Annotated in this window: 23 protein-coding genes; 11 read left to right on the top strand and 12 right to left on the bottom strand. The window is 74.6% G+C overall.

Annotated elements, in window-relative coordinates; genetic code table 11:
• Nucleotides 1-44: 44 nt before the first annotated feature.
• From E1211_RS09485 to E1211_RS09465, 5 genes are all read left to right on the top strand, one after another.
• On the top strand, nucleotides 45-890 hold the full coding sequence (locus E1211_RS09485) for a BTAD domain-containing putative transcriptional regulator (protein ID WP_132347523.1): 846 nt from the start codon (nucleotides 45-47) through the stop codon (nucleotides 888-890).
• Nucleotides 891-974: 84 nt separating this feature from the next.
• Nucleotides 975-1322, top strand: coding sequence for a TcmI family type II polyketide cyclase (locus E1211_RS09480; RefSeq protein WP_132347521.1), 348 nt, complete (start codon nucleotides 975-977; stop codon nucleotides 1320-1322).
• Between the two features lie 8 nt (nucleotides 1323-1330).
• Nucleotides 1331-2680 carry an NAD(P)/FAD-dependent oxidoreductase gene (locus E1211_RS09475; protein WP_132347519.1) on the top strand — a complete coding sequence of 450 codons (1350 nt, stop codon included), beginning with the start codon at nucleotides 1331-1333 and terminating at the stop codon, nucleotides 2678-2680.
• Between the two features lie 224 nt (nucleotides 2681-2904).
• Nucleotides 2905-4056 carry a helix-hairpin-helix domain-containing protein gene (locus tag E1211_RS33345; protein ID WP_243709458.1) on the top strand — a complete coding sequence of 384 codons (1152 nt, stop codon included), beginning with the start codon at nucleotides 2905-2907 and terminating at the stop codon, nucleotides 4054-4056.
• 167 nt (nucleotides 4057-4223) lie between these two features.
• Nucleotides 4224-5429, top strand: a complete 1206-nt coding sequence (locus tag E1211_RS09465; RefSeq protein ID WP_132347517.1) for a low temperature requirement protein A — start codon at nucleotides 4224-4226, stop codon at nucleotides 5427-5429.
• Nucleotides 5430-5471: 42 nt separating this feature from the next.
• On the opposite strand, the gene E1211_RS09460 is transcribed toward E1211_RS09465, so the two are convergent.
• Nucleotides 5472-6299 carry an L-threonylcarbamoyladenylate synthase gene (locus E1211_RS09460; RefSeq protein WP_132347515.1) on the bottom strand — a complete coding sequence of 276 codons (828 nt, stop codon included), beginning with the start codon at nucleotides 6297-6299 and terminating at the stop codon, nucleotides 5472-5474.
• Between the two features lie 252 nt (nucleotides 6300-6551).
• Here E1211_RS09460 and E1211_RS09455 point away from each other — a divergent pair, with 252 nt between their 5' ends.
• Nucleotides 6552-6758 carry a hypothetical protein gene (locus tag E1211_RS09455; RefSeq protein ID WP_120682100.1) on the top strand — a complete coding sequence of 69 codons (207 nt, stop codon included), beginning with the start codon at nucleotides 6552-6554 and terminating at the stop codon, nucleotides 6756-6758.
• Nucleotides 6759-6949: 191 nt separating this feature from the next.
• Here the strand turns inward: E1211_RS09455 and E1211_RS32960 are convergent, their stop codons facing one another.
• From E1211_RS32960 to E1211_RS09425, 6 genes are all read right to left on the bottom strand, one after another.
• Nucleotides 6950-8329 carry a hypothetical protein gene (locus E1211_RS32960; RefSeq protein WP_371686139.1) on the bottom strand — a complete coding sequence of 460 codons (1380 nt, stop codon included), beginning with the start codon at nucleotides 8327-8329 and terminating at the stop codon, nucleotides 6950-6952.
• Nucleotides 8330-8864: 535 nt separating this feature from the next.
• Nucleotides 8865-10955: an amino acid transporter gene (locus E1211_RS09445; RefSeq protein ID WP_243709456.1), complete on the bottom strand. Its 2091-nt coding sequence runs from the start codon at nucleotides 10953-10955 to the stop codon at nucleotides 8865-8867.
• A gap of 84 nt (nucleotides 10956-11039) precedes the next feature.
• On the bottom strand, nucleotides 11040-11429 hold the full coding sequence (locus E1211_RS09440) for a hypothetical protein (protein WP_132347513.1): 390 nt from the start codon (nucleotides 11427-11429) through the stop codon (nucleotides 11040-11042).
• Nucleotides 11430-11588: 159 nt separating this feature from the next.
• Complete coding sequence (locus tag E1211_RS09435) at nucleotides 11589-12341, bottom strand: phosphotransferase enzyme family protein (protein WP_207915314.1); 753 nt, start codon at nucleotides 12339-12341, stop codon at nucleotides 11589-11591.
• Between the two features lie 134 nt (nucleotides 12342-12475).
• Entirely contained in the window at nucleotides 12476-13246 is a 771-nt protein-coding gene (locus E1211_RS09430) for a DUF5995 family protein (protein ID WP_132347511.1), read from the bottom strand.
• 118 nt (nucleotides 13247-13364) lie between these two features.
• A complete protein-coding gene (locus E1211_RS09425; RefSeq protein ID WP_132347509.1) occupies nucleotides 13365-16265 on the bottom strand; it encodes a helix-turn-helix transcriptional regulator in 2901 nt (966 codons plus the stop codon).
• 193 nt (nucleotides 16266-16458) lie between these two features.
• Between E1211_RS09425 and E1211_RS09420 the strand changes: the two genes are divergently transcribed.
• Entirely contained in the window at nucleotides 16459-18582 is a 2124-nt protein-coding gene (locus tag E1211_RS09420) for an adenylate/guanylate cyclase domain-containing protein (RefSeq protein WP_132347507.1), read from the top strand.
• Nucleotides 18583-18620: 38 nt separating this feature from the next.
• Here the strand turns inward: E1211_RS09420 and E1211_RS09415 are convergent, their stop codons facing one another.
• From E1211_RS09415 to E1211_RS09395, 5 genes are all read right to left on the bottom strand, one after another.
• Nucleotides 18621-19187: a dienelactone hydrolase family protein gene (locus E1211_RS09415; protein ID WP_132347505.1), complete on the bottom strand. Its 567-nt coding sequence runs from the start codon at nucleotides 19185-19187 to the stop codon at nucleotides 18621-18623.
• Between the two features lie 151 nt (nucleotides 19188-19338).
• Nucleotides 19339-19776, bottom strand: coding sequence for a hydroxyphenylacetyl-CoA thioesterase PaaI (gene paaI / locus E1211_RS09410; protein ID WP_132347503.1), 438 nt, complete (start codon nucleotides 19774-19776; stop codon nucleotides 19339-19341).
• 1 nt (nucleotide 19777) lies between these two features.
• Nucleotides 19778-21085, bottom strand: coding sequence for a phenylacetate--CoA ligase PaaK (gene paaK / locus E1211_RS09405; RefSeq protein ID WP_132347501.1), 1308 nt, complete (start codon nucleotides 21083-21085; stop codon nucleotides 19778-19780).
• A gap of 203 nt (nucleotides 21086-21288) precedes the next feature.
• Nucleotides 21289-22254 (bottom strand): zinc-binding dehydrogenase, encoded by a 966-nt coding sequence (locus E1211_RS09400; protein ID WP_132347499.1) that lies wholly within the window; start codon nucleotides 22252-22254, stop codon nucleotides 21289-21291.
• 92 nt (nucleotides 22255-22346) lie between these two features.
• Nucleotides 22347-22796, bottom strand: coding sequence for a MarR family winged helix-turn-helix transcriptional regulator (locus tag E1211_RS09395; protein ID WP_132347497.1), 450 nt, complete (start codon nucleotides 22794-22796; stop codon nucleotides 22347-22349).
• Between the two features lie 138 nt (nucleotides 22797-22934).
• Here E1211_RS09395 and E1211_RS09390 point away from each other — a divergent pair, with 138 nt between their 5' ends.
• From E1211_RS09390 to crcB, 4 genes are all read left to right on the top strand, one after another.
• Nucleotides 22935-24161 (top strand): MFS transporter, encoded by a 1227-nt coding sequence (locus E1211_RS09390; RefSeq protein ID WP_243709455.1) that lies wholly within the window; start codon nucleotides 22935-22937, stop codon nucleotides 24159-24161.
• Nucleotides 24162-24333: 172 nt separating this feature from the next.
• Nucleotides 24334-25092, top strand: a complete 759-nt coding sequence (locus E1211_RS09385) for a trans-aconitate 2-methyltransferase (protein WP_132347495.1) — start codon at nucleotides 24334-24336, stop codon at nucleotides 25090-25092.
• Between the two features lie 244 nt (nucleotides 25093-25336).
• Entirely contained in the window at nucleotides 25337-25810 is a 474-nt protein-coding gene (locus tag E1211_RS09380) for a CrcB family protein (RefSeq protein WP_132347493.1), read from the top strand.
• Complete coding sequence (gene crcB / locus E1211_RS09375; protein WP_132347491.1) at nucleotides 25807-26169, top strand: fluoride efflux transporter CrcB; 363 nt, start codon at nucleotides 25807-25809, stop codon at nucleotides 26167-26169. The genes E1211_RS09380 and crcB overlap by 4 nt, the downstream gene beginning before the upstream one ends.
• The last annotated feature ends 2 nt before the right edge of the window (nucleotides 26170-26171 follow it).

Raw genomic sequence — 26171 nt, 5'->3', positions numbered from 1 at the left:
ACACAGCAGACAGCCGGAGCGACCGTTCCGCAGGGGGTGCCGCCGTGGCCGCTGATCCGTCCGTGCCGTCGACCGGGAGCCGTTCCGGCCCCGAGGTCTCGCTGTGCCTGCTGGGTGGCTTCCAACTGCTGCACGGAGAGACGCCGGTGGTGGTGCCGCGCGGCCTGCAGCGGGTGATCGCGCTGATCGGGCTGCGCCCCGGCGCCACCCGCTGCCAACTGGCCGGCCTGCTCTGGCCCGACGCCGCCGAGGAGCGGGCGCTCTCCTCGCTGCGCACCGCGCTGTGGCGGCTGCGGCAGGACCCGTGCTGTCCTCTCACGGTCAGCGCCGACACGGTACGGCTGGACCCGTCCGTCCGGCTCGACGTCGACGAGCTGGTCGGCACCGCCGGCCGGGTACGCGACGGCGACGACCCGCGCAACGCGACGGGGGCGCTCGCCGCCGGCCGGCACGACCTGCTCCCCGGCTGGTACGACGACTGGGTGCTGCTGGAGCGGGAACGGCTGCGCCAGCTCCGCCTGCACATGTTGGAGCAGGTGGCCGGCCAGCACCTGGCGGCGGGCCGGCACGGCGAAGCCCTGCAGGCCGCGCTGGAGGCGATGGCTGCCGAACCGCTGCGCGAGACACCGCACCGGCTGGTGGTCCGCATCCACCTCGCCGAGGGCAACGCCTTCGAGGCGGTGCACGCCTTCTACGTGTACCGCGACCTGCTCCGGCGCGAACTGCGGCTGGAACCCTCGGCGGCGATGTGCGCGCTGCTCGACGACACGCTCGCCCCGATCCGCCGGGCGACCCGCGACGGTGGCACCGCGCGCCGGTCCCCGGGTCACCCGGGCCGCGCCACCGGCGGTCCGCCCCGCCCGGCGTCACCGACGCGGCGCAACGCGTGACGGGAAGGTGACAGGCCGGACGGCACCGTGGGCCACACGACAGTTCCGTGGCCCGCGACGTGGGCCACCGGTGGAAGGGGTCCGATGAGCCGTCTACTGATCGTGAGCAGGATCGCCCCCGGCGCGGAGGGCCGGGTGGCGCAGATCTTCGCCGAGTCCGACGCCACCGAGCTGCCCGGGCTCACCGGCGTCACGCACCGATCGCTGTACTGCCTGCACGACGTCTTCGTGCACCTGATGGAGACCGCCGACGTCGCCCCGGAGGCGCTGGGCGAGGCCCGTAACCATCCCCTCTACCGCCAGGTCAACGAGCGGCTCTCCGCGCACACCTCGCCGTACCTGCCCACCTGGCGCTCCCCGCGGGACGCCATCGCCGGCTGCTTCTACCGGTGGGACGCGGTCGCCGCGCCCGCGCCGCGCGCGGCCGGCTGAGGGCCGCCGTGTCCGCCACAGCGCCGCACGTGCTCATCGTCGGCGCGGGCACCGGGGGCCTGTGTCTGGCGCACGGGCTGCGCCGGGCCGGGATCAGCGTCGCCGTCTACGAGCGGTACCGCACCCGCGGCGAGGGGCTGCTCGGCTACCGGGTCGGTATCGGTCCGACCGGCAGCCGGGCGCTGCGCGAGTGCCTGCCGCCGGAGCTGTTCGACATCTACCTGGCCACCTGCGCCCGCTCGCCGCGCTGGTTCAACGTCATCACCCAACGCATGCGCCGGACCGCGTCGTTCGAGCTGCGGCCGGACACCCACCCGGTCGACACCGAGCGGTCGGTGGCGCGGATGACGCTGCGCCAGGTCCTGCTCACCGGTATGGAGGACGTCGTCCACTTCGACAAGACGTTCACCCACTACGAGCAGCGTGACGACGGTACGGTCACCGCGTACTTCGCCGACGGCACCAGCGCCGGCGGGGATCTGCTCGTCGCCGCGGACGGCACGCACTCCGCGGTCCGCCGGCAGTACCTGCCGCACGCGGTCACCCGCGACGCCGGAACCATCAACATCGCGACCCGGATCCCGCTCACCGAGCACACCCGCGCGCTCCTGCCGGAGCGGCTCCAGCGCGGCATCTCGCTGATCTTCGGCACCGGCGGGATGATGGGCGTGCTGCACGTGATGGACTTCAAGTGGGACGCCGAGGGCCGGTTGAAGCCCGGCGTCAGCGAGGCCGACGCGGCCCTGCTGTCCCGGTGGTCGGGGAGGGCGCACGACCCGACCCGCGACAACATCAACCTCGTGGTGTGGAGCGCCGCCCGCCGGTTCCCGTCCGACGTGATGCAGCGGCGCGGCGACGAACTGGTGCAGGTCGCGCTCGACCTCACCGGCAACTGGCATCCACGCCTGCGTGAGCTGCTGATGCGCGGTGACCCGGCCAGCGCGTTGCCGATCCGGGTGAGCACCTCCGAGCCGGTGCCGCAGTGGAAGAGCAGCACGGTGACGCTGCTGGGCGACGCCATCCACACCATGACCCCGGGCCGCGGGGTGGGCGCGAACACCGCGCTGCGCGACGCGGTGCTGCTCTGCCGGCAACTGCGTCTGGCCACCGCCGGCGAGAAGACGTTGCTGCAGGCGGTCGCCGACTACGAGACGGAGATGGTGCCGTACGGGTTCGCCCGGGTCGCCGACTCGCTCAACCGCAGCGGCACCAACGGGGACGACCGGATGTACAAGCCGGTCGTCGGCCGGCTCGCCCTGCTCGGGGCGCGCGGCTACTTCGGCGTCACCAGCCGGGTGCCCCGGCTGCGCCGCAACTTCGTCAACGACTTCTACACCTATCGGGGCGAGGAGGACTGAGCCCACCGCACGAACGACCCCGGCGCCCCCGCGCGCCGGGGTCGTCGTCGTCCGGTCGTCCGGTCGTCCGGCACGCTGAGTCACGATCCGTTATCCGTCGGTGCCCAACCGCTCCCCCGTGTCGGTACCACCCCGAGCCTCCCGGCCGCCCCGGCCGCGCGTATGCGAAGCTGCGGCGAGTTTTTCCCACGTTATTCATCGACGAGGTGAGAGGGAGGTCTGCCGTGGCGTGGTCCTTCGGGCAGTCGCTGACAGTGATACTCGCCCTGCTGGTCGGTCTGGCGGGCGGTTGGTTCCTGCGCGGCCGGCGTGGCGCGCGGAAGTCCGATCCGGCCACCGTGGACGGCGCGCCGGCCGCCACGACGGCCGTGCTCGCCCCTGCGGCGCCGGCCGCCGTCACCGACGCCGAGCAGCCGGCGGCGACGATCGACCCGGCACCGAAGGCGGTCGCCGACGAGACGACAGTGCCGGCCGAACGGGACGACGCCGGGGCGGCGCCACCGGGCGGGGCGGAGTCGGCGGCGACGAGCGCCGTCGACCCGGCGTCCGACGTCGACCGGGCGGACATGGCGCTGACCGACGGTCCGGCGCCCGTCGTCGCACCGCGTCCCGCGCCGGAGGCCGAGCGGCTCGACGCGGCCGGAGCAAGCGGCACCGGCGAGCCGCCGGCGAGCACCCCGGATCCGGAGACCGGCGAGCCGGGCGCCGCCGAACCGGCCGACGCCGCGGCGCCCCCCACCGAGACGGCTGACACCGCGTCCTTCGAGGCCCTCCCGTTCGGGGCTCTCGTGCCCGCGAACGATCCCGAGCAGGCAACGGTGGACGTCGCCGCGACGTCCACGGCCTCGACCGACGTCGACCCGACCCCGCACCCGCGGGCGGAGGTCACGCCGGAGCAGGGGGCCGAGGAGGCCCCGGTCGCCGCGCCGACCTTCGCCGCCGGGGAAGCCGCCGCGCCGGCCGAGGTCACGCCGTCGAGCGGGCCGGCGACGGACGGGCCCGTTGCCGGGGAGGCGACAGCACCCGTCGCCGGGAAGGCCGAGGACGACGAGCGCGCCGAGCCGCCCACCCGACGTTCCGCCGTCGCCACCCCGCCGGTCCGGCCGGTCGCCGCGACCTCGGTCGAGGTGGACGACTTCCGGCGGATCCAGGGCGTCGGACCGAAGATGGCCGCCGCGCTGCAGGCCGCCGGTGTCCGGACCTACCAGCAGCTTGCCGACCTTGACGAGACCGCACTGCGCGAGCTCATCCGGGGCGCCGGCCTGCGGGCCGCCCCCGGTCTCGCCACCTGGCCGCAACAGGCGCGGCTGCTCGCGTCCGCACCGGACGAGGCGACGGCCGCGCTGCCGGCGCCGACGGGCCCGGGCGAGGCGTGACGAGGACCCGGTGCCGTGCCGGCGGGCGTCTCGTCCCGCCGGCACGGCACCGGGGTTCGGCCACCGCTCGGAGCAAGGGGGGCGAATCGGGCGTACGCCGGGGCTGACGTCGCTACGGTCAGGCGGAGGGGCCGAAGGGCCTGCCGACCTGGTAACCGGGAGCGACCGTGCCGAGCGCCACGCCGGAACCGGCGCCGCGGCGACGGCGCGCGCCGGTACGCGACCCGGAGGGCCCGCGCCGGGTCACCCTGCTCGAACTCTTCTTCGACCTGGTCTACGTGGTCGCGCTCGCCCTCATCTCGAAGGGCATGGTCGACGGGCTGGACTGGTACCGCGCCGCGCAGTCGCTCGTCATGCTCGCCGCGGTGTGGTGGACCTGGTCCATCACCACCCTCGTCACCGACCTGTACGACCCCGAGCGACCCGAGATCAAGCTGCTGATCGTGCAGGTGATGTTCGGCGTCCTGCTGATGACCACCGCCATCCCCGAGGCGTTCGGCGACAGTGGCATCGTCTTCGCCGGCACGTACGTGGCGATCCACCTCGGCCGGGGCCTCTTCCTCATGCCCGCCGTCCGCCACGCTCCCGAGACCCGCCGACGAGCGCTGCGGATCTTCACCTGGTTCGCCGTCTCGGCCGTGCCGTGGATCCTCGGCGGGTACGTCGAGGGCCACGGCCGCGCCATCTGCTGGGCGATCGCGCTGGCCATCGACTACGGCGGGTTCCGCCTCGCGTACCCGGTGCCGGGCCTCGGGGTGGTGCCGATGGCCCAGCGCAGCGTCACCTCCGAGCACCTGGCCGAGCGTTACCAGCAGTTCTTCATCATCGCGTTGGGCGACGCCGTGCTCACCATCGGGTTGATGTTCCGCCCGGAGCACGCGGGCTGGAAGAACGGCGGGTCCTTCGCGATCGCCTTCGCCACCACGTTGCTGCTCTGGCGGATCTACGTGCACAAGTCCGGCGAGCTGCTGCCGGTCGCCATCGAGAGGTCGAGGTCACCGAGCAAGTTCCTGTACACCGCCCCGTACACCCATCTGGTGATGATCGCCGGGGTGGTCACCACCGCGGCCGGCTTCGACCTGGCGCTTCACCCGCAGGACGGTTCGGCGCCGCCGGCCTGGGTCGCGGTCATCCTCGGCGGGCCGGCGCTCTTCCTCGCCGGGCGGGCGGCGTTCGAGTACGAGGTCTTCAGCCGGGTCTCCAACTCCCGCCCGGGCGGGCTGCTGGCGCTGCTCGGCATCGCGCCGTTCGCGATCCTCCTGCCGCCGGTCTTCACCTCGCTCGGCGCGATGCTCGTGCTCGCCGGGGTGGCGGTCACCGACATCAGACGCAGCTGGGGGCGCCCGCCCGAGGCACCGGTGCCGCCGCACTGACCGCCCCGGCCGGGGCGACCGGCGGCACCCTCGCCGGCAGGGTCACACCAGCGCGCCGTCGTACGCCCGCACCGGCAGCCGCCGCCCGGCGGTGTCGCCGAGGCGCACCTGGAGCCCGAGCGGGGCCGCGACCCGGCGCACCTGGTCGACGTGGAGCGAACCGTGCCGGTCCACGATGAGCACCGGCGGCTCCTCCCGCTCCCCCTCCGGCCGGTGGAACGAGAGCAGCGTGACCGAGTTGGGCAGGTAGCCGGGGTACGCGGCGCGGGCGGCCGGCTCGTCGCGGTGCGCGAGCAGGACGAGGTCGGGCAGGTGGGCGAAGTCGGCCGCGATGCCGTCGGCCTTCCAGTGCGCGGGCTCCTCGTCGACGCCGGTCAGGTGCCGGGACCGGTTCGCCGAGGTGATCGCGAGGTGGTCCACCCCGGCCTCGTCCGCCGCCCGCTCCAGGAAGGCGTTCGACGGGCAGAGCACCCCCGGGGCGATCACCTGTGTGGTGCGGATGCCGCTGTCGTGCCGGGTGAGGTGGTCGGGCAGCCGGTCGGCGGCCGGGCCGCGGAACCCGAACGGCCCGGCCCCGTACAGGATCTCCATCAGTGCGCGCACCCGGCGCTCGGGCAACCGGGGTGAGATCCGCGCCCAGTCGAACATGGACGGCGTCCGGTACGCGGCCACGGTGATGCTGCCCACCTGGTCCGCCGGTCGCCCCTTGGCCAGGTTGAGCCGGCGTACGCACGCCGTGTCGGGGCGCGCGACCAGGGCGTAGAAGTTCGCGAAGGCCACCGCGACGACCGCGCCGTCGGCCAGCGCGCGGGCGGCGAAGGCCACGTCGGCGGGGCGGTCGATGTACCGGGTCGGGGTCGGGGTGTCCATGGCTCCTCCTCGGCGAGCGCCGTGAGGCCAGTTCTACGTCCGCCGGGGCCGGCAGCGTGGAGATCGTCCTCGATCCGATAGTGGCCGCGCCCGAACCGGTGCGGCCGACCGATGCCGGCTCCTACCACCGGGTCGGTCCGTACCAGCCGGACGGCCCACCGGGGTCGCCGATCGGGGGCGCCGTTAGCGGATCGGAGCCGTTGGGTACATCCGCTGCACCCCACCCACCACAACCCCCTCAGGAGGCACGCCATGCGGGGCACCTCGATACTCGGGATCCTGGTCGTGATCTGGCTGATCATCGGTGCGATCGCCGCCGGTCAGCGGGGCTACTACGGCGGCGACGACACGAACTGCGCGGAGGCGGGCACCATCCTGGTGACGATCGTGGCGGGCCCGTTGAACTACATCGGCGCCAACCCGAAGATCGACTGCGAGCTGCCGGAGCCGTCCAAGTAGGAGTCGATCTCCCCCACCCGGCGCGCACCGTCACGGTGCGCGCCGGCGCTTCGACGCCGGCCCCCCTCGACGCCTTCGCCGGTGACCCGGCCGGCCGCCGCCTCGGCCGAACGCGGCAGGGCGCACCCCTCTGCGCGGGACGGTCATCGGGACCGTCGCGCGCGTCCGGGTGCGCCCTGCTGTACGCCGCGTCAGCGGAAGCAGTTCTCCACCGGCACGGTGCTGCCCGCGCAGTTCGTCGGCTCGTTGCCACGGATGATGCTCTCGTCGTCGACCTGGGCCTGGGCCTGCTCGACGAAGAGGCCGCCCGGCTTCTCGGTCGAGCGGTTACCGACGACCTTGCTGGTGTAGACGGACACCTTGCCGGCGGTCGCGTAGATCCCGCCGCCCTTCGAGGTGGCGCCGATCGCCTCGTTGCCGGCGACGTCGCTGCCCCGAACGAGCAGGTTGGACTTCTCGGCGTGGATCCCGCCGCCGAGACCGTCGGTCGTGTTGCCGGCCACGACGCTGTCGTCGAGCGGGAGCAACCCCTGGAACGTCGAGATCCCGCCACCCTTGACGGTGGCGGTGTTGCCCCGGATCGTCATACCGCGCAGCACGATCACCGCGTCCGAGTTGGCGATGCCGCCGCCGACCTCGGCGCTGTTGCCGAGCACCTTGGTGTCGAGCACCTTGGTACGGGCCGAGAAGCTGGCCATACCACCGCCCTGCTTCGCGCTGTTGTCGACGAGGACCGCGTCCTCGACGTCCGCCGCGCCGCGGTAGTTGCCGAATCCGCCGCCGTACGCCTTGGCACTGTTGTGCCGGAACGTCGCGTCACGCAGGGTCAGCACGCCACCGTTGAGCAGGCCCCCGCCCTTGCCCGCGGTGCCGGCCGCCTCGTTGTCGTAGAAACCCACGTCCGTGGCCACGAGGTTGCCGTCGTTGAAGATGCCACCGCCGCCGCCCTCCGCCGAGAGCGAGGTGTTGCGGACGACGGTGACGCGCTCGATGACAGCGGTCGCGCCGTGCACGATGTGGACGGCGCCACCGTCGATCTTGGAGCGCCCGTTACGGAGCTCGACGTCGCGCAGGAACAGCTCGCCGCCGTCGCGGACCGTGAAGAAGCGGAAGTCCTCGGCGTGCCTGTCGCGCTCGATGGTGGCCCCGGCCCCGTCGATGGTGATCGGTTGGTAGATCGCCGGCAGGCCGGCCTTGTCGTCCGCCGGGTTGTACGCGGGAGCCTCCGCGTCGCCGGGGGGCTGGGCCGCGCCGCCCGGGTTCTCCGCCGCGGCGGACGGGCTCGCGGCCACGCCGGCCGGGTTCTGGGCCGCGGCGCCCGGGTTCTCGGCCGCGCCGGCCGGGTTCTGCGCCGAACCGGACGGGCTCGGTGCCGCCCCGCCCGCGTTCTCGGCCGAGTCGGCGGCCTGCCGCGCGTCCGTGATCCCGCCGTCGTAGTCGTCGGGCTGGTCGAACGCCTCGGTCAGCGTGTACGTGCACTTCGGCGCGAGCCGCAGCGACCCACCCCCCTGGGCGTTGACCTTCTCGAGCGCCGCCACGAGCTTGTCCGCGTCGCAGGGCACCTTCAGCACCGGGTGGCGCCCCGTCCCGGGACCGTCGTTTCGCCGGCCGTCCCGACCGTCGCCGTACCAACCGTCCGGGCGGCCGGCGCCGTCACGTGACCGCTCCCCCTTCCTCGGGTCGGCTCGGTCGCGGTGCTCCCGACCCGCGTCGTCGGCGCCCAGAATGCTGGCGACCTGGACCGCGTCGAGGAGGGGCAGTTCGCGCTCGCCGGGGATGGCCGCGACGCCGCTGACCCCGGCAGCGCCCACGACCAGGCTGCCTGCCAGCAACCCGCCGGTCATCAACAATCGGGGCCGCCGCCTGGGTCTTGCTGTCCGCCGGCCCTTTCGGTACGTCGACATCGTGTCCTGCCTTCCTGGCTGCATCAGACGACCGCGCCCGTACCGGGCGCGGGGTGAGCGACGTGCCGCTGCCCACCAAACTTCACGATACGGACGCAATCCGGATGGGCCGGGCGCGAACGTGAAGAGTCATCCGATTCGCCTCTCCCGGTGAAGTCGGTCGACGCCAGTGCGAGGGCGCGCGGGGCGGGAGGGGCGACGCTCAGCCGCCGACGTGGATCCCGGGACGGCGGGCGGGATCGGGCTCGCAACGACGGATGATCTCCCGGACCACCGGCGGGGTGTCGCCGCGCCCGAGGATCAGGTAGCGCAGCAGGTGGGCGATCGGGCTCCCCTCCGACCACTCGAAATGGGCGTGCGGCCGGACGCCGGTGACGTCCCGCAGCGCCAGCAGGATCGCCGCGATCGCGTTCGGCGCCGCCGGGCTGCTGGCCCGCAGGACGCGGAACCCGCCCACCTCCACCCCGTGCACCCGCAGCACGTGGCTGAACTCCGACGGGTCGATCACGTCGATCTCGAGAAAGAGCACGTCCGCCGCGCCGGGCACCGGATTCATCGCCCGCTGGGCCCGCTCCTTGAGCGTGTACTCCTTCAGCGCGCCGGCCTTGCGCTTGTTGGCGATCAGGTGCAGCCGCCCGTCGTGCGCCACCGACTCGGCGACGAACCGCCGGGCCGGCTCGTCGAACTCGATGCGTTCCGCCCGCAGCTCGGTGGTCCGGGTCACCCGGGAGATCAGGGACACCACGATGATGGCGAGGATGAAGAGGCTGGAGATGGCGATCCCGTCCGGGTGCTCGACGATGTTGTCGCCCAGGGCGTACAGCAGCACGAGGGTGAGCACCGTGAAACCGACGGCGGCGGTGCGGCGCTGCCGGCGGAGCGCGGCGATGCTCACCGCCGTCGCGCCGGAGACCATCATGGCCAGGATCCCCGTGGCGTACGCGCCGGCCTGGGCGTTGACGTCCGCCCGGAAGGCGAGCGTGATCGCGACACTGACCAGCGTGTAGACGAGGACCACGGGACGGATCGTCCGAGCCCAGTCCGGCGCCATGCCGTAGGACGGGAGGTAACGGGGCACGATGTTGATCAGGCCGGCCATCGCCGAGGCGCCCGCGAACCACAGGATGAGGACGCTGCTGATGTCGTAGAGCGTGCCGAAGACCTCGCCCAGGTGGGTGTGGGCGAGGAAGGCCAGCGCCCGCCCGCTGGCCGGGCCGCCCGAGCGGAACGCCTCCGGCGGGATGAGCACCGTGGTGACGAACGTGGTCAGGAGCAGGTAGACCGACATGATCAACGCGGCGGTGGTGAGCAGCCGTTTCGTGTTGCGGATCCGGGCGGCCAGCCGGGCCTCGCGGTCCGCGCCCCGGCCGGACACCAACGGCATCATGCTCACCCCGGTCTCGAATCCCGAGAGCCCCAGCACCAGCAGAGGGAAGGCGAGCACGGTGGTCAGCAGCATGTCGCCGGGCCCGCCGACGCTGGAGGTCAGCGCGTCGCCCCAGTCCGCGAGGAGACCCGGATCGTCGACGATCCGGGCCATCGCGTCCACCACGATCACCGCGTTGAGCGCCAGGAAGACGGCGACCAGCGGGATGGCCACCGCCACCGCCTCCCGGAACCCGAGCAGGAACACCCCGCCGAGGATGAGCAGCATCACCACGGTGACCGTGACGGCCACCCCGGTGCCCCGGAAGCTCTCCGGCAGGTACGGGTTCTCCACCAGGTGCACCGTCGCGTCGGCCGCGGAGAGGGTGATCGTGATGATCCATGACGTCGCCACGAAGCCGAGCAGGACCAGGACGAAGATCTTGCCGCGCCAGAACGGCAGCAACCGCTCCAGCATCGCCACCGAGCCCTGCCCGTGCGGGCTCTCCCGGGCCACCCGCCGGTACATCGGCAGCATCCCGAACAGGGTCAGCGCGACGATCAGCAGCGTCGCGAGCGGCGACAGCGCCCCCGCCGCCACCGCCGCGATGGCCGGCAGATAGGACAACGTCGAGAAGTAGTCCACCCCCGTCAGACACATCACCTGCCACCAGGGGTGCGTACGGGCCTGCCCCTCCGCCGCCTCCGGGCCCACCGGCTGGACCCGGTGCCGGAAGAGCCACCGGTGCAGCCGGCCGGCGGGCGGCGCGGGACGCGACGGGCTGGCGACCCGCTCGGGAACCGTCACCCGACGGCCGCCGGGCTCGGCACGGGTCGGGTCGCGGGCGGCCCGCAGCTCCGACCCGGGCCCGGACGGCTGCCGGCGCCCGTGCGCCCGTCGCGGCTTCCCCCCGTGCTCCTCAGCCATGTGCCCCGTCCCGCAGCTCGCCGGCTCCTGACCCCGACCGTAGGGGGTACGCCGGCCCCCGCCCGGCGGAACCGGGGAAGCCGCTCAGCGTCCCGCGCCGCCCAGCACGCCGGCCAGGTCGTCCGGATCGGTGACGGTGATCGTCACCGCCCGGTGCCGCAGCCACCGCCCGGGCGCCAGCGCGGGAACGGGCGTACGGAAACGGACACAGAGCCCCGCCGCCGTGCTGCTGCCGAAGGTGACCCCGGCGTCGACCAGCGACAGGTGCGGGCCGATCACCCGCCACCAGCGGTACGGCCCGCCGCGCTCCACCCCTGTCACGTTCTCCCGGGCGGTCGCCAACCGCCAGGGACCGAAGCGCACGACCAGCCGCTCCTCGTCCACCGCCACCCAGGCGGTCTCCGGCCGGACGCCGAGCAGCGCCAGCACCGGACGGAACGTCGGGTCGAAGCGGAACGGGAAACGTCGGCTCATCGGGTACCGCCGTTCGGACACGGCGTGGGGCCACCCGGGCGCGACGGCGCGGGGCGCGCGGGGCGGGGTCTGGCGGCGGGCCGGCGCCGGATCGGCAGGGTCATGAGGCGGGCGTACCCGGTGCCGGGCGACCGACACCCCGAACGTCAGGGCCGACGGTCAGTCCAGCAGCGCCCGTTCCCAGAGCGGGACGTGGGTGGCCAGGTAGCGGGTGGTCTCCTGCCAGTACGTCCCGTCCTCGGTCCAGATCCGGGCCCACGGCTGGCGCCCGTCGCGGGCACCCCGCCGGAGCAGCTCGACCATCGCCGCGGCCCGCCGCGGCAGCATCGCCGCCAGAGCGGGTCGGTCCGTCTCCGGCAGTCCGTACCCGTCGACCAGGGCGCGCAGCCGGCGCGCCGACTCGCCGACCGGCCGGTCGGCACGCATACCGGCCACGCTCTGCGCCGTGTACGTCAGCTCCCAGAGCCTCGAGCCCGGGCCCGCCCCGTCCCAGTCGATCAGCACCCAGCCCCGGGTCGACCGGACCAGGTTCCACGGCGCGGCGTCGTGGTGGCAGACCAGATCCTCCCGATCGGCCGCGATGGCCGGCTGCCAGAGCGCGCCGGGCGGCGGCACGAAGGACTCGGTGGCCCGGTGCAGGTCCGCCAGGAGCGCGCCGACGCCGGCCAACTCCCCGAGCGGATACGTGCCGTCGACCGGGCCGCACTCGCCCGGGACGAACTCCAGCACCTGCCGGCCCTGCGCGTCGCGGCCGAGCGGACGCGGGGCACCGGGAAAGCCGACGTCGTGCAGGTGCCGCAGCAGCGCGTCCACGGCGTCGGTCCACCGGCCGGCCGGGCGGCGGACGGTGTCCCCGACCCGCACCAGCCCGCGGGTGACGTTGCCGGCCAGCGGCTGTTCGTACGGGGTCACCGGGTCATCCTGCCGGTACGGGGGCGGCGTGGCGCCGCCGGTCCCCCCGAACCGGCGGCGCTTCCCCCGCGCCTTTCGATGACGCGCCCCCGCGTTCCGCCCCCCGGACGGAACGCGGGGACCCCCCGTCCCGGCTACTGCAGGAACGCCCCGAGGGGCGAGAGCAGCAGCCGACCGAGCGCCGCGGCCGTCGAGTCCAGCCGGCTGCGCTCACACTCGTGGGCGGCCGGGTCGTGCCGGCATCGCCAGATCTTCTGGGCGTTGCGCCAGGCGACGTCGCGGGTGTACTCGACCAGCTCCCCCTGGTACCAGTCGTCGATGTCGCCGTTGAGCATGTCGATGAGTAGCTGCCAACGCTCCAGGTAGCCGCGGCGCAGCCCCGGGATCTTCTCCGCGAAGATGTTGTTGATCTCGAGGTAGTCGCGGTGCTGGTCGCTGCCGTCGACCGGCTCGGACTCCAGGTGGTCGAACGTCGTGACCAGGGCGAACGGCAGGTCGAAGTTGATGTGCGCGTTCACCCCCGCCGCCGCCGAGGGCAGCGGACGGGCGTCCGGGCCGTGCATGCGCTCGAAGAGACAGGCCCACGCCTGCGGCGTGCCCGGGCTGGAGTCGGTCCAGAGCCGCATCGCGTCGAAGTAGCGGGCGGCGAACTCCACGTCGAGCCGGGACAGGAAGACCGGGTCCACGAACCGGTCGTCGTAGAGGCCGTCGAGCACCGTCGTGGTGATGGTCAGGTAGAGCCGGTTGAAGTCGGCCAGCGGGCAGCTGTCCAGCAGCGGAGGCATCCGGACCAGCAGGTCCTGCAGCTTCGTGAGGTGATCCACCACGGCCGGCACGTCGGCCGGGTGGTCGGCGAGCAGGTCGACGATGTCCCGGTGCACGGGCCCCCAGACCGGTTCCGACATCTCTCCTCCACAGTGCTGCTCGGCACCTGCGCCGATCGCGACAGGGCACAGCCTCTCAGCCGGCGCTGTCCGCCGGATCAGTAGAACGACGTATACGGCGCGGTCCGCGCCGGTCGGGTCAGCCGCGCCCGTTACGTAGGTAGATCGCGCTGGCCTGGACCCGGGTGCGGACCTGGAGCTTGTCGAAGATGTGCGACACGTGCACCCCGATGGTCCGCTCGCTGATGAACAGCCGCTGGCCGATCTCCTTGTTGGTCAGCCCCTCGGCCACGGCCGCGAGCACCTCGCGCTCGCGGGCGGTGAGCGTGGCCAGTTCGTCGTCGCCCACCGGATCCCCCGCCGTGTCACGGCTGCGGGACGGATCGCGCTCCTCCAGCGTCACCCGGGCACGGGTGGCCAGCGTCCTGATCTCCGAGGTCATCGGCACGGCGCCGAGCCCCTGGGCCGTCCGGTACGCCTCACGCAGCAGCTTGCCGGCCGTCGCCACCCGGCTGCGCCGGGCCAGCAACGCCTCCGCCTGCCGCAGCCGGGAGTACGCCGCCGGGTAGGGGTGGTTGCGGCGATCCCACTCGGCCACCGACCGGGCCCACAGCTCCGGCTCGTTCTCGTCGAGCCGGCTCACCTCCGCGGCGCAGAGCGCCAGGAAGCCGTCCACCACGTCACGTACCGGCCGGGCGGCCTTCTCGCTCTTGCGGGCCACCCGGTCGGCCACGTCCCGCAGCCGCCGCACCGCGGTCCGGTCCACCGGAACGGTACGACCGGCGTGCGCCTCCGCCTCGGCCCGCAGTCCGTGCCAGACGAGCGCGGCGAGGATCGCCACGTCGTCGGAGCGGCTCTCGGTCAGGCCGCGCTGCACCGCCTGCCGGGCGAGGTCGTGCCGCCCCTGCCACATGGCGAGCCCCGCGCGCAGGGTCAGCAGCGGGATCACGTGCCGGGCGCCACCGCCGGCGAGCACCGTCGCGACCGCGTCGAGGTCCCGGTCGGCGGCCTCGATGTCGCCGTAGCCGACCGAGAGCCGGCAGCGGGCCAGCAGCAGCTCGACGGCGTCGGCGCCGGACGGGCGGTGCCGCAGCGCCGCCGCGACGACCTTCTCCGCCTCCGCCCACTGCCCCACCCGGAACAGCCCGTTGGTGGCGATGGCGAGCAGCCGGGTCTCGTACGTGCGGCCGAGCCCCAGCTCGGCGACCCGCTCGGCGCCCCGCCGGGCCACCACCACCCCCTCTTCGAGGATGTTCAGCGGGCCGGTGAGCAGCTCGGCCAGGTGCAGGTACGCGCAGGCCACGTCGTCCGGGCGGCCCGTCTGCTCGGCGATCTCCAGCGCCCGGCGGACCACCGCGAGACCCGCGTCCGGGTCCTCCAGGTACGCCTCGCTGAAGCCCAGGGCGGCGCTGGCGAGCACCACCTCGGAGGTGGCGCCGTCCACCACCGCGGTCAGCTCCAGCGCCTCCCGGGCCCGCCGCCCCGCGTCGGCGTACCGGCCGAGGTGCAGCAGCAGCTCGGCCAGGTGGGCGGCGGCGGTGGCCCGCTCCCGCGGGGTGCAGTCGTCGGCCTCCAACGCCCGCCGGTACTCCTCCTCGGCGAGCGCGGACCGGCCGGCCGCCGCGAGGTAGCGGGCCCGGCGGATGTGCAGCGCGCAGGTGGACATGCCCCCGGCGCCGGCCAACTCCTCCAGCAGCGCCAGCGCCCGCGCGTGCTCGCCACAGTGGTGGGCCGCCTCGGCGGCGTGCCCCAGCAGGTCCGCCCGGTCGACCGTACGCGCGCCGACGGTCGGCGCGTCGGCCAGTTGCAGCGCGACCGACCAGTGCCGGTGCGCCTCCGCGTAGCCGTGCAGCCGCTCCGCCTCCCGCGCGGCGGCGACCGTCGCCGGCAGGGCACGGGCCGGCTCGCCGGCCAGCCGCCAGTGGTGCGCCAGCCGGGCCTGGTGCAGCTCGGCCTCCGCCGAGGTCAGCGCCTCGGCGTAGCGGCGGTGCAGCGCCGAGCGCTCGGCCGGCAGCAACTCGTCCTCCAGCACCTCGGCCACCAGCCGGTGCCGCAGCCGGTAGCCGTCGTCGGCGCTGACCAGCAGCCGGTGGGCGACGGTGGCCCGGATGGCGTCGATGAGCTCCTGCTCCGGCAGCCGCACCACCCGCGCCAGCAGCCAGTGCTGCACCGGCTCCACCCCGGCCGCGACGGCGTGCACCACGGCGTGCGCGTGCTGGGGCAGCGCGTCGACCCGGGCCAGGAAGATCTCGCGCAGGGTCTCGGAGAGGCCGGGACGTCCGTCGCGCAGGTCCCGGGCGAGCTCCTCGATGACGAAGGGGTTGCCGCCGCTGCGCCGCCAGACCTGCTCGCTCGACTCCGCCGTCAGCGGACGGCCGACCACCGCGGCGGCGAGCTGTTCGGTGGCGCCCCGGTCGAGCGGGGCGAGGTCCAGGACGCGGACCGAGCGCAGCCGGCGCAGCTCGGTGAGGACCCGGCGCAGCGGGTGCGCGCCCTGCAACGACTCGGCCCGGATGGCCGCGAGCACCGACAGCTGGAGGTCGCCGAGGCCGGCGAGCAGGTAGAGCAGGAGCTGCCGGGTGCTCCGGTCGACCCACTGGAGGTCGTCGAGGACCAGCACCAGCGGCCGGCCCTCGGCGATCAGGTGCAGCCCACGGGAGACCCGCTCCAGCAGTGCGCCCGCGCCGTCGGGGCCGGCGGTCTCGTCGGCGAACATCTGCAGCAGCGACCGGACGGCGGACGAGGTGCGAGTGTGCGAGCTGGAGAGTTCGGCGTCGAAACGGCGTAGTGCCTGGAGCAGCGGGTGCAGCGGCGAGGCGTCGCCGATGTCCAGGCACGAGCCGGTGAGCACCAGCGCACCGGCGTCGCGCAGCTGCGTGCCGACCTCACGCAGCAGCCGCGTCTTGCCCACGCCGCTCTCGCCGGTGAGGAAGACGGCTGCGGTGTGCCCCTGCGCCACATCGTCGAGCAGGGCCGACCGGACCGACTTCAGCAGGTCGGCCCGGCCGACGAGCGGTGCAGTGTCCACATCGCTGGCCATGGCACGCAGCCTAGTCACAGGCCCCCGCACCGTTCTACGGCCGTTTGCCCCATGTGGTGCTCCTCGCGTCGGCAATGCGACCAACCGTTGCGGGCGGCCGACATACGTCGTCCTACGGATCCGTCGCCGGGGCGCGGGTGCGAGTCTCCTGGGGTCATCCGCCGTCAACCGGAGAGAAAGCAGGTGGGAGGCCATGTCGACGTCCGCCGCTGCCGTGCCGCGGCTCTCTTCCGCACGCTGGCCGGTGCCGGAGGAGAGGCGCACGGTGACCGTGCTCTTCGTCGACATCGTCGGTTCGACCGCGCTGGTGGACCGGCTCGACCCGGAGGACGTCCGGGCGGTGCAGCGGGCGTACTTCGACACCGTGGCGGGGGTGCTGCGCCGCTGGAACGGGGTCGTGGAGAAGTACGTCGGTGACGCGGTCATGGCGTTGTTCGGCGCCCGCGAGTCGGACGGGTTCGACGCGTACCGGGCGCTGCGGGCGGGGCTGGAGATCCAGCCGGCGCTGGAGCGGAGGCCGCTGACCGAGGGCGGCGCGCTGCGGGTCCGGGTCGGGGTGGCCACGGGCGAGGCGGTGGTGGAGCTACCCGCCGCCCGCGACGGCGGGCACGGGGTGGCCAGCGGCGCGGTCATCACCACCGCGGCCCGCCTGCAGGAGTACGCCCCGCCGGGCGCGGTCGTCTGCTGCCCGACGACCCGGCGGGCCACCACCGGCCTGCTGACGCAGCGGCGGCTGACGCCACTCACGGTGCCCGGCCGGGCGCCGGCGATGGAAGTCTGGCGGGTGGCGGGGCCGGCCGGGCAGCCGGCCGCACGGCACGACAGCCCCCTCGTGGGTCGCCGGCGGGAACTGGCCACCGCCCGGGACCGGATCGTCCAGGCGGTACGCGAGCGCAGCTCGCAGTGGGTGACGGTGACCGGCGCGTCCGGCAGCGGCCGCAGCCGGCTACTGCACGAGCTGACCCGGGCGGTCGACGTGGTCGACGGGGTGCCGGTGCGTTGGTGCGTCGCCTCCTGCCCGCCGCACCCGCACGAGCCACTGGCCCCGGTGGCCAATCTGCTGCGCGACCTGGTCGGTCTCGGCCCGGCGGATCCGTCGTCGGTGGCCCGCGAGCGGCTCTCCGGCGCGCTGACCGGGCTGCTTCCGCCGGCCCGGCTGGCGACGGCGGTGCCCGCGCTGGAGCGGCTGCTCGCCGTACCGGACACCACCGCCTCCGCGGCGGCGGCCTGGTTCCACGAGGTGCTGCTGCGCCTGGCCGCGCAGCGGCCGCTGGTGCTGGGGGTCGACGACCTGGACCGGGCCGCGCCGGCGGTCGACCGGTTCCTGCACGCCCTGTTCACCGCGGCCGCCGCCCGGGAGTTGCCGCTGGCCGTGGTGACCCTGCACGGGACGGACCGGGCCGATGTGCTGCCCGTGGCGCGGGGTCGGCGTTGCCACGTGCCGCTGCGTCCGCTGGCCCCGGTGCAGACCGGTCGGCTGCTGCGGCAGCTGCTGGTCCGCGCCGGCCAGCCGGTGGATCGGTTGGCCCGGCTGCTGCCGCTGGTCGGTGACACCCCCGGGCACGCCGTCGCGTACGTCCGCTCGCTGGCCGACGGTGCCGACCCGGCCGCACCACAGTTGCCGGAGGCGCTGGGACGCGCGGTCGGGGCCGAGGTGGACCGGCTCGACGGGGTTCGGCGGGCGGCGCTGATGGCCGGCGCGATCCTGCCCGACGGGTTCACCGCCGGCGCCGTGGAGCGGTTGCTCGGCTGGGCGCCCGGGCAGGCCCGGCCCGCGCTGGCCGCCCTGCGCGCCACCGACCTGCTCGTCGCCCTCCCCGAGGGCCGGTACGCCCTGGCGACGCCGGCGCTGCGCCGGGTGGCCGCCGACCGGCTCCCCCGACGGCTCCGGGCCGTCTTCGCGTCACGCGCCGCCGGTCAGCCGGGATCGGCGGGGCAGGTGGTCCGGGACGCCGTCGGGCCGGTGTGCCGGGTCGCCACCCGGCCCGAGACGCCCCCTGCCCAATCCGGGCGGGCCGACCCGTCGGCGACCGCGTCGTTCCCCGTCAACGCCGCCCCGGCGGCGCCCCGGCTGGACGCCGCGAGACGATCCGACTCCCGCCCGGCGACCGAGGATCGTCCGGGTCGATCCGCCGGCGACCGTGGGCTGCCGGCCGGGCGGTCCGCAGTCCCCGTCGGGTCCGCCTGGTGGTCGCCCGCGTCCGGGGCCGCCCGGTCGGATCGGGACGACGCGGGGACGGGCGCGGCGGCGGTTCGTCCCGATCGGGCCGACCCGCCCGGCGGTTCCGCCACCGTCGTGGCCGGCACCGCCGCCTGAGCTCGCGGCCCGTCCACCGGCGTACCGCCGAGGACGGGTCAGCGGCCGTCGAGGAAGGCCAGGACCCGGATCCAGGTGGCCTCGGCGGCGGCCACGTCGTGGTCGGGCACGTCCGGATCGGTGTAGAGATGCCCGACGCCCGGGTAGCGGAACACGTCGAGTCGCGCCCCGGCGGCCGTCATGGCCGTGCGCCACTCGTCGACCTCCTCGGGCGGGTCGTACGGGTCGGGGTCGGCGAGGTGCAGCTGCAGCGGCAGCCCCGGCCGGACCGCCGCCGGGGAACCACCGGTGCCGTGCAGGAGCAGCAGCCCGGCGGTGGCGGGACGCTCGGCGAGCAGCGCGCCGGCCACCCCGGCACCCATCGAGAAGCCGGCGAGCAGCGTCTCCGGCGGCAGGTGCGCGACGGCTTCGGCGGCCCGGCCGAGCACGACGTCCTGGCCGATCTTCTCCAGCAGGGCGAAGCCCTCCTCGACGGTCTCCGCGGCCGGCACGCCGTAGAGGTCGGGTGTGGACACCTGGTGTCCGGCGGCACGCAGGCGCTCGGCCGCCGCCAGGACCGCCGGGCGCAGCCCGTAGACGGAGTGGAAGAGCACGACGTGTCCCATCCGGTCATCGTGCCGCATCCCGGTCGGCGCGCCGGGCAGCCCGCGCCGGCCTTCCCCGGCCCGGCGGCGACGTGCGGATCAGACCTCGGGTGCCGGCCGTGCGGATCAGCGCGCAGGGTGCGGATCAGCGCCCGGGCCCCGGGCGTGCCTCTCAGACCTCGGGTGCCCTGGCGTCGGCGGGCGCGGGCCGGTCGACGAGGGTGCGGCTGCGCCCCCGGAACTCGGCGATCACGGCGCCGTCCTGTCGGGTCACCGTGACGTCGTAGATGCCGCTGCGGCCGTACCGGGTGCGTTCCGTGGCGGACGCGGTCAGCAGGTCACCGGCGCGCGCCGGTCGGACGAAGCTGATCTCCCCGCCGGCCGCCACGGTGGCCGGGCCCCAGCTGTTGCAGGCCAGCGCGAACGCGGTGTCGGCCAGCAGGAAGACGAAGCCGCCGTGGGCGATGGCGTGCCCGTTGATCATCGTGTCGGTGACCCGCATCCGGGCCACCGCCGCGCCGTCGGCCGCCTCGACCAGCTCGACCCCGAGCCCGCGGGAGGCCGGATCGGCGTCGAACATGTCGTACGCGGCGTTGCGCTCGCCCCCCATGTCACACCGCCCGACGCTGGTCGACGATGCGCCGCATCTTCCCCATCGACCGCTCCACCCCGTCAGGGGCGATCACCTCGACCGACACGCTCACCCCGATCGTGTTCTTCACCAGGCGTACCAGGGCGTCACCGGCCCGCTCGGCGGCGTCGAGGGCCACGCCGGGCCGGCGCTCGACCCGTACGGTCAGCGTGTCCATCCGCCCCTGCCGGCCCAGTACGCACTGGAAGTGCGGGGACAGCTCCGGGGTACGCAGGATCAGCTCCTCGATCTGGGTCGGGAAGATGTTCACCCCGCGCACGATCATCATGTCGTCGGTGCGTCCGGTGATCTTCTCGATCCGGCGCATCGGGCGGGCGGTGCCCGGCAGCAGCCGGGTCAGGTCCCGGGTGCGGTACCGGACGACCGGCATCGCCTCCTTGGTGAGCGAGGTCAGCACGAGCTCGCCCCGCTCACCGTCGGGCAGCACCGCACCGGTGACCGGGTCGATGATCTCCGGGTAGAAGTGGTCCTCCCAGAGGTGCAGCCCGTCCTTGGTCTCGACGCACTCGTTGGCCACACCGGGGCCCATCACCTCGGAGAGCCCGTAGATGTCCACGGCGTGCAGGTCGAGCCGCTGCTCCATCTCCTGGCGCATCTGCTCGGTCCACGGCTCGGCGCCGAAGATGCCGACCTGCAGCGAGGTGGTACGCGGGTCGATCCCCTGCCGCCGCATCTCGTCCACGATGGCCAGCAGGTAGCTGGGGGTGACCATGATGATCTCGGGTTCGAAGTCGCGGATCAGCATCACCTGGCGCTCGGTCATCCCGCCGGAGACCGGGATGACGGTGCAGCCCAGCTCCTCGGCGCCGTAGTGCGCGCCCAGCCCACCGGTGAAGAGGCCGTAGCCGTACGCGACGTGCACCCGGTCGCCGGGGCGGCCGCCGGAGGCCCGGATCGACCGGGCCATGAGGCGGGCCCAGGTGCTCAGGTCGTCACGGGTGTAGCCGACGACTGTGGGTCGGCCGGTCGTGCCGGAGGAGGCGTGCAGCCGGGCGATCCGCTCGCGGGGCACCGCGAACATGCCGAAGGGGTAGTTCTCGCGCAGCTCCGCCTTGCCGGTGAACGGGAACCGGGCCAGGTCGGCCAGCTCACGACAGTCGTCGGGGTGTACCTCGGCGGCCTCGAAGGCCCGCCGGTAGTGCGGGACGTTGTCGTACGCGTGCCGCAGCGACCAGCGCAGCCGCTCGAGCTGGACGGCCCGCAGCTCGTCCACGCCGGCCCGTTCGATGGGCTCCAGGTCCTCGGGGCGAGGGGTGCGATCCTGCATCGTTCCTCCTGCGCGGCGACGGTGGCGCGGCCGGCGTCCGCGTCGCCGCCGGCGCGCCGGCGCGTGCCCCGCGGGGAGTTCGCACCGGCAGCCGGGTGGGTTCCGCGCCCGCCGATGGCGGAAACCGTACGCCGACGCCGGCCGTACGCCGACCCCGGGTACCCGGGCGTCGGGCGCGGGTGGCATCGCGGGGTCGGTCCGGGTCAGACGGTCAGCAGGGTCTTCCCGATCGCCGACCGGTCCTCGATGGCGCGGTGCGCGTCGGCGGCCCGGTGCAGCGGGAACGTCTGCCCGATCAGCGGCCTGATCCGGCCCGCCGCGGCGGCCTCCAGCGCGGCCCGCAGGTAGCGGCGTCGCCGCTCGGCGTCGAACTGCACGTCCGCGATGCTCAGGACGGTGATGCCCTGGGCCGCGGCGGCGTCGGCGTCGGGCACCGCGAACTCCCCCGCCGGGGTGCCGTGGGCGGAGAACCAGCCGCCGGCGCGCAGCAGGTCGAAGGCGGCCCGCCCGTATCCGCCGCCGGCGCCGTCGAGGACCACGTCCAGCCCGCCGGTCGCCGCCCGGACCAGGCCCGTCCAGCCCGGCTCGGTGTAGTCCACGGCGAGCTCCGCCCCGAGCCCGTAGGCGGCCGCGCGCTTGGCCGAACCCCGGCAGGCCGCCACGACGTAACCGCCGGCCGCCCGCGCCTGCTGGACCAGCAGGGCGCCGAGCCCGCCGGTGGCGGCGGTGACCAGCACCCGGTCACCGGGGCGCAGCGGCACCAGGTCGCACAGACCCACGGCGGTCACGCCGTCGTGCAGCAGCGCGGCGGCGTCGGGCAGGGAGACACCGTCGGGGACCGGCAGCAGCGCGTCGACCGGCACCACCGCCTGTTCCAGGTAGCCGCCGCGCTCGTCGGTGCGGGTGACGACTCGCCGCCCGGTCCAGGCGGGGTCGACGCCCCCGCCCACCGCGCCGACGATCCCGGCCACCCCGACGCCCGGCCGGTACGGTGCCCGGACCGGGAAGTGCTCGCCACCCGCGCCACGGCGAATCGCCGTCTCCACCCAGAGCACGTCGGCGGCGGCCACCTCGACCCGCACCTCGCCGGGCCGGGGCGTCGGCTCGGGCGCCTCGGTCACCGTCAGCACCTCCGGGCCGCCGAACTCGGCCACCTCGATCACCCGCACCGCGTCCTCCGCCTCGCTCGTCGCTGGGATCAGCCTCGACGATGAAGTCGGGTTGAGGTCAAGCGGCGGCCGGGCGGCGTTCCCGGGGCGGGTCAGTGGGGCGCCGGCAGGCGGTGCAGGGCGTCGACCAGGGGGGCGAGTTCCGGGGTCTGCTCGGCCTCGGCCAGTGCGTTCGCAAGCACCCGGTCGTGGGTCGGCCGGGCCCGGTCGAGCAGGTCGGAACCGGCCGGGGTGAGTTCGGTGTAGATGCCGCGTCGGTCGTCGGCGCAGAGGATCCGGGCCAGCAGGCCGCGCTCCTCGAGGCGGGTGACCAGCCGGGTGGTGGCGCTGCCGGAGAGCGCGGCGGCGCGGGCCAGCTGGCGCATCCGCATGTGCCAGCCGTCCTGCCGGGAGAGGGCGTCGAGCACCGTGTACTCGACGACCGACAGCTCGTGGTCGGCCTGTAGCGCCCGTTCGAGGGCGGTCTCGATGTGTCCGTGCAGCGCGGCGAGGATCCGCCAGCCCTGCGCGCGGACCTCCACCGCGTCGTCGCCGATGCCCATGCCGCTTCCCTCCAGTGGTGCGGACCACTGCCAGGCTATCACGCTTGCGCCGGTATAGCGCGCGTGCAACTATCTAGTTGCTCGCGCGTGTAGTTGCACACGCTTGCAATCATTCTCCTAGCCTGACGGGAAGGACTCATGTCCGCACGTTCCCAGTCCCTGCCCGCCGGCCTGATCGCGCTCGCCATCGGCGCGTTCGGCATCGGGCTCACCGAGTTCGTGATCATGGGCCTGCTGCCCGAGGTGGCCGCGGACTTCTCGGTGACCGAGCCGGTCGCCGGCTGGCTGATCTCCGGCTACGCGCTGAGCGTCGCCATCGGCGGTGTCGCCCTGACCGCCGCCGTCACCCGGCTGCCCCGCAAGCAGGTGCTCCTCGGCCTGATGGTGCTCTTCATCGTCGGCAACCTGCTCTCGGCCGTCGCCGGCAGCTACTCGATGATGATGGTCGGCCGGGTCGTCGCCGCGCTCTGCCACGGCGCCTTCTTCGGCATCGGCGCGGTGGTCGCCGCCGGGCTCGTCGCGCCGGCCCGCCGGGCCGGCGCCATCGCGATGATGTTCGCCGGGCTGACCATCGCCAACGTGCTCGGCGTACCGTTCGGCACGCTGCTCGGCCAGCACCTGGGCTGGCGCTCGACGTTCTGGGCGATCACCGTCATCGGGGTCGTCGCGCTGGTCGGCCTGGCCCTGCTCGTCCCCGGCCGCACGGCCGGGGCGGCCGACGCCCCGACCGGCGGGCTCCGCGGCGAGCTGCGGGCCTTCACCCACCCGCAGGTCTGGCTCTCGCTGGTGATCACCGTCCTGGGCTTCGGCGGCATGTTCGGCGCCTTCACCTACATCGCCTACACCCTCACCGACGTGAGCGGCTTCGCGTCCAGCTCGGTGCCGTGGCTGCTGGTGCTCTTCGGGGTGGGGCTGTTCGCCGGAAACCTGCTCGCCGGCCGGGCGGCGGACGTCGCCCTGTCCCGGACGCTTGTCGTCGTGCTGACCGCGCTCACGGTGGTGCTGGCGGCCTTCGCGCTGACGGCCGGGAACAAGGCGGCGACCCTCGCCGCCCTGGTGCTGATGGGCGGCTTCGGCTTCGCGACCGTGCCGCCGCTGCAGATGCGGATCATGCATTACGCCCGGCAGGCGCCGACGCTGGCCTCGGGGGCGAACATCGCCGCGTTCAACGTCGGCAACGCGCTCGGCGCCTGGGTCGGCGGGCTGACCATCGCCGCCGGGCTCGGCTACACGTCACCGATCTGGGCGGGTGCCGTGCTCACCCTGGCCGGCCTGGCGGTGCTGCTCCTCTCGCTGCGACTGGCCGCCCGGCGGCCGGAGCACCCGACCGAGCAGGAACTGCGGGAAGCGGTCGGCGCGGCCTGACGGCCCGACCGGCGGCGGGGCGAGTCGACGCTCTGCCGCCGGCGGGCACACCCCGCCGGGTCAGGACGGAGCGACCCGACGAGGGACCATCGCCCGACCATCTCCCCTTGTTGCACATTCTTTGCAACAAGCTCTGGACAGGCGGCCTGCTGCGTAACTAGCCTCATCGGGCATGAGCCCTTACATCACTGACGCCGTGGCCTGGCAGGAGAGCTGGGACCGGCAGCAGGAGGCGTACCTGCCGGACCGCGAGCACCGGTTCGCCGCGATGCTCGACGCGGTCGACGCGGTCACCGACGGCGTACCCCCACGGCTGCTCGACCTCGCCGGCGGCACCGGCACCATCACGCTGCGGGCACTGGCCCGCTTCCCCGACGCCGAGGTCACCGTGCTCGACCTCGACCCGGCGCTGCTGGCCATCGCCGAGGCCTCGCTGGCCGGGCGGGCCACCGTGGTCACCGCAGACCTGAGCCGCGCCGACTGGGTGACCGCGCTCCCCCACCGGGCGTACGATGCGGTGCTCACCGCGACCGCCCTGCACTGGTTGCCGGCCGAGCGGCTCACCCGGCTCTACGCCGAGCTCCGTGAGGTGCTGCGGCCGGACGGGATCCTCGTCAACGCCGACCACATGCCCGACGACGCGCTGCCGGAGCTCACCAAGCGGCTCGCCGCCCGGGCCCACGTCCGCCGCGCCGCCCGATACGCCGCCGGCGCCGTGCTCTCCTGGTCGGACTGGTGGCAGCGGGCCGGCGACGACCCGGCCCTCGCGCCGCTGGTCGAGCGCCGGCAAGCCATCTACCCGGCCGGTCACAGCCCCGAGTGGACACCGCCCGTCTCATGGCACCTCGCGGCGCTGAGCGACGCCGGTTACCGCGAGGTGGGCACCCTCTGGCGCGGCGGCGCGGACGCCGCCGTCGTCGCACTCCGCTGACCCGACCCGTCCGTGCGCGCGTATCCTGAGGCTCGGTGATCTTGCACGGTTCCGCCTCCCGCCGCCGCGCGGGCTCGGCGGGACGGCCCCCTGTCACCGCCCTCGGTCCGTCGGGGGAGCTGCTCGACAGCTGTGGTGGGCGCGGCCGGCGCTCCGTCGGGCAGCGCGCCCCGGCGTCGTGGGTCGGCGTCGGCGCGCCGGTGAGCGAGGCGGGCACGGCCGATCCGCGACGAGAGGGGTACGGGTGACGCAGCGGCCGCGGCGGCGGGTCGACCCCGACGTCGACCTGCGGCTACCGGGCGACCGGCGGGAGGTGACCCGCCGCCCCCTGGCGGTGCTGGGCGCGATCGCCGCCGGCGGGGTGCTCGGCTCGCTGGCCCGCGCCGGCCTCCACGCGGCCCTTCCGCACGGCCCGGCCACCTTCGCCTGGGCCACCTTCGGCATCAACCTGACCGGCTGCCTGCTCATCGGCGTGCTGATGGCGGTGCTGCGGGCGGCCGGCGGCGGTCCGCCACTGGCCCGGCCGTTCCTCGGCGTCGGCGTGCTGGGCGGTTTCACCACCTTCAGCACGTACGTGGTCGACGTGCACCAGGCGCTCGTCGTGGGGGCGCCGGGCATCGCCCTCGCGTACCTGGTGGGCACGGTCGTGGGGGCGCTGCTCGCCGTCTGGACCGGTGACACGCTCACCGGTCGGCTGCTGCGGCGGAGCGGCCGATGAGCATGCTCCTCGTCGCGCTCGGCGCGGCGGTCGGCGCCCCGCTCCGGTACCTCGCCGACCGGGCCGTGCAGGCCCGGTTCGGCTCGGCCTTCCCGTGGGGCACCCTCACCGTCAACGTGCTGGGCTCGCTGGTGCTCGGCGCCCTGGTCGGGCTGCCGGTCACGCCCGCGGTCGGCGCGTTGGTCGGCACCGGCTTCTGCGGCGCGCTCACCACCTGGTCCACGCTGAGCTACGAGACGCTGCGGCTGGCCCAGTCCGGTCGCCGGCTGCCCGCCCTGGCCAACACGCTGGGCAGCGTCGCCGCCGGCCTGGCCGCCGCCGCCGTCGGCTACGCGCTCGCCCAAGCCCTCACCACCTGACC

It is taken from the genome of Micromonospora sp. 15K316 (assembly GCF_004348525.1).
Taxonomy (GTDB): domain Bacteria; phylum Actinomycetota; class Actinomycetes; order Mycobacteriales; family Micromonosporaceae; genus Micromonospora.
The sequence above is the reverse complement of the archived record's forward strand: the minus strand, read 5'-3'. Positions and strand labels throughout refer to the sequence as shown.

What these genes read in the sequence shown, in the direction of transcription:
- E1211_RS09480 (WP_132347521.1), top strand. Translation starts at nt 975, where the DNA reads ATGAGCCGTCTACTGATCGTGAGCAGGATCGCCCCCGGCGCGGAGGGC.
- E1211_RS09460 (WP_132347515.1), bottom strand. Translation starts at nt 6,299, where the DNA reads ATGGACACCCCGACCCCGACCCGGTACATCGACCGCCCCGCCGACGTG.
- E1211_RS09455 (WP_120682100.1), top strand. Translation starts at nt 6,552, where the DNA reads ATGCGGGGCACCTCGATACTCGGGATCCTGGTCGTGATCTGGCTGATC.
- E1211_RS09445 (WP_243709456.1), bottom strand. Translation starts at nt 10,955, where the DNA reads ATGGCTGAGGAGCACGGGGGGAAGCCGCGACGGGCGCACGGGCGCCGG.
- E1211_RS09440 (WP_132347513.1), bottom strand. Translation starts at nt 11,429, where the DNA reads ATGAGCCGACGTTTCCCGTTCCGCTTCGACCCGACGTTCCGTCCGGTG.
- E1211_RS09430 (WP_132347511.1), bottom strand. Translation starts at nt 13,246, where the DNA reads ATGTCGGAACCGGTCTGGGGGCCCGTGCACCGGGACATCGTCGACCTG.
- E1211_RS09425 (WP_132347509.1), bottom strand. Translation starts at nt 16,265, where the DNA reads ATGGCCAGCGATGTGGACACTGCACCGCTCGTCGGCCGGGCCGACCTG.
- E1211_RS09420 (WP_132347507.1), top strand. Translation starts at nt 16,459, where the DNA reads ATGTCGACGTCCGCCGCTGCCGTGCCGCGGCTCTCTTCCGCACGCTGG.
- E1211_RS09415 (WP_132347505.1), bottom strand. Translation starts at nt 19,187, where the DNA reads ATGGGACACGTCGTGCTCTTCCACTCCGTCTACGGGCTGCGCCCGGCG.
- paaI (WP_132347503.1), bottom strand. Translation starts at nt 19,776, where the DNA reads ATGGGGGGCGAGCGCAACGCCGCGTACGACATGTTCGACGCCGATCCG.
- paaK (WP_132347501.1), bottom strand. Translation starts at nt 21,085, where the DNA reads ATGCAGGATCGCACCCCTCGCCCCGAGGACCTGGAGCCCATCGAACGG.
- E1211_RS09395 (WP_132347497.1), bottom strand. Translation starts at nt 22,796, where the DNA reads ATGGGCATCGGCGACGACGCGGTGGAGGTCCGCGCGCAGGGCTGGCGG.
- E1211_RS09390 (WP_243709455.1), top strand. Translation starts at nt 22,935, where the DNA reads ATGTCCGCACGTTCCCAGTCCCTGCCCGCCGGCCTGATCGCGCTCGCC.
- E1211_RS09385 (WP_132347495.1), top strand. Translation starts at nt 24,334, where the DNA reads ATGAGCCCTTACATCACTGACGCCGTGGCCTGGCAGGAGAGCTGGGAC.
- crcB (WP_132347491.1), top strand. Translation starts at nt 25,807, where the DNA reads ATGAGCATGCTCCTCGTCGCGCTCGGCGCGGCGGTCGGCGCCCCGCTC.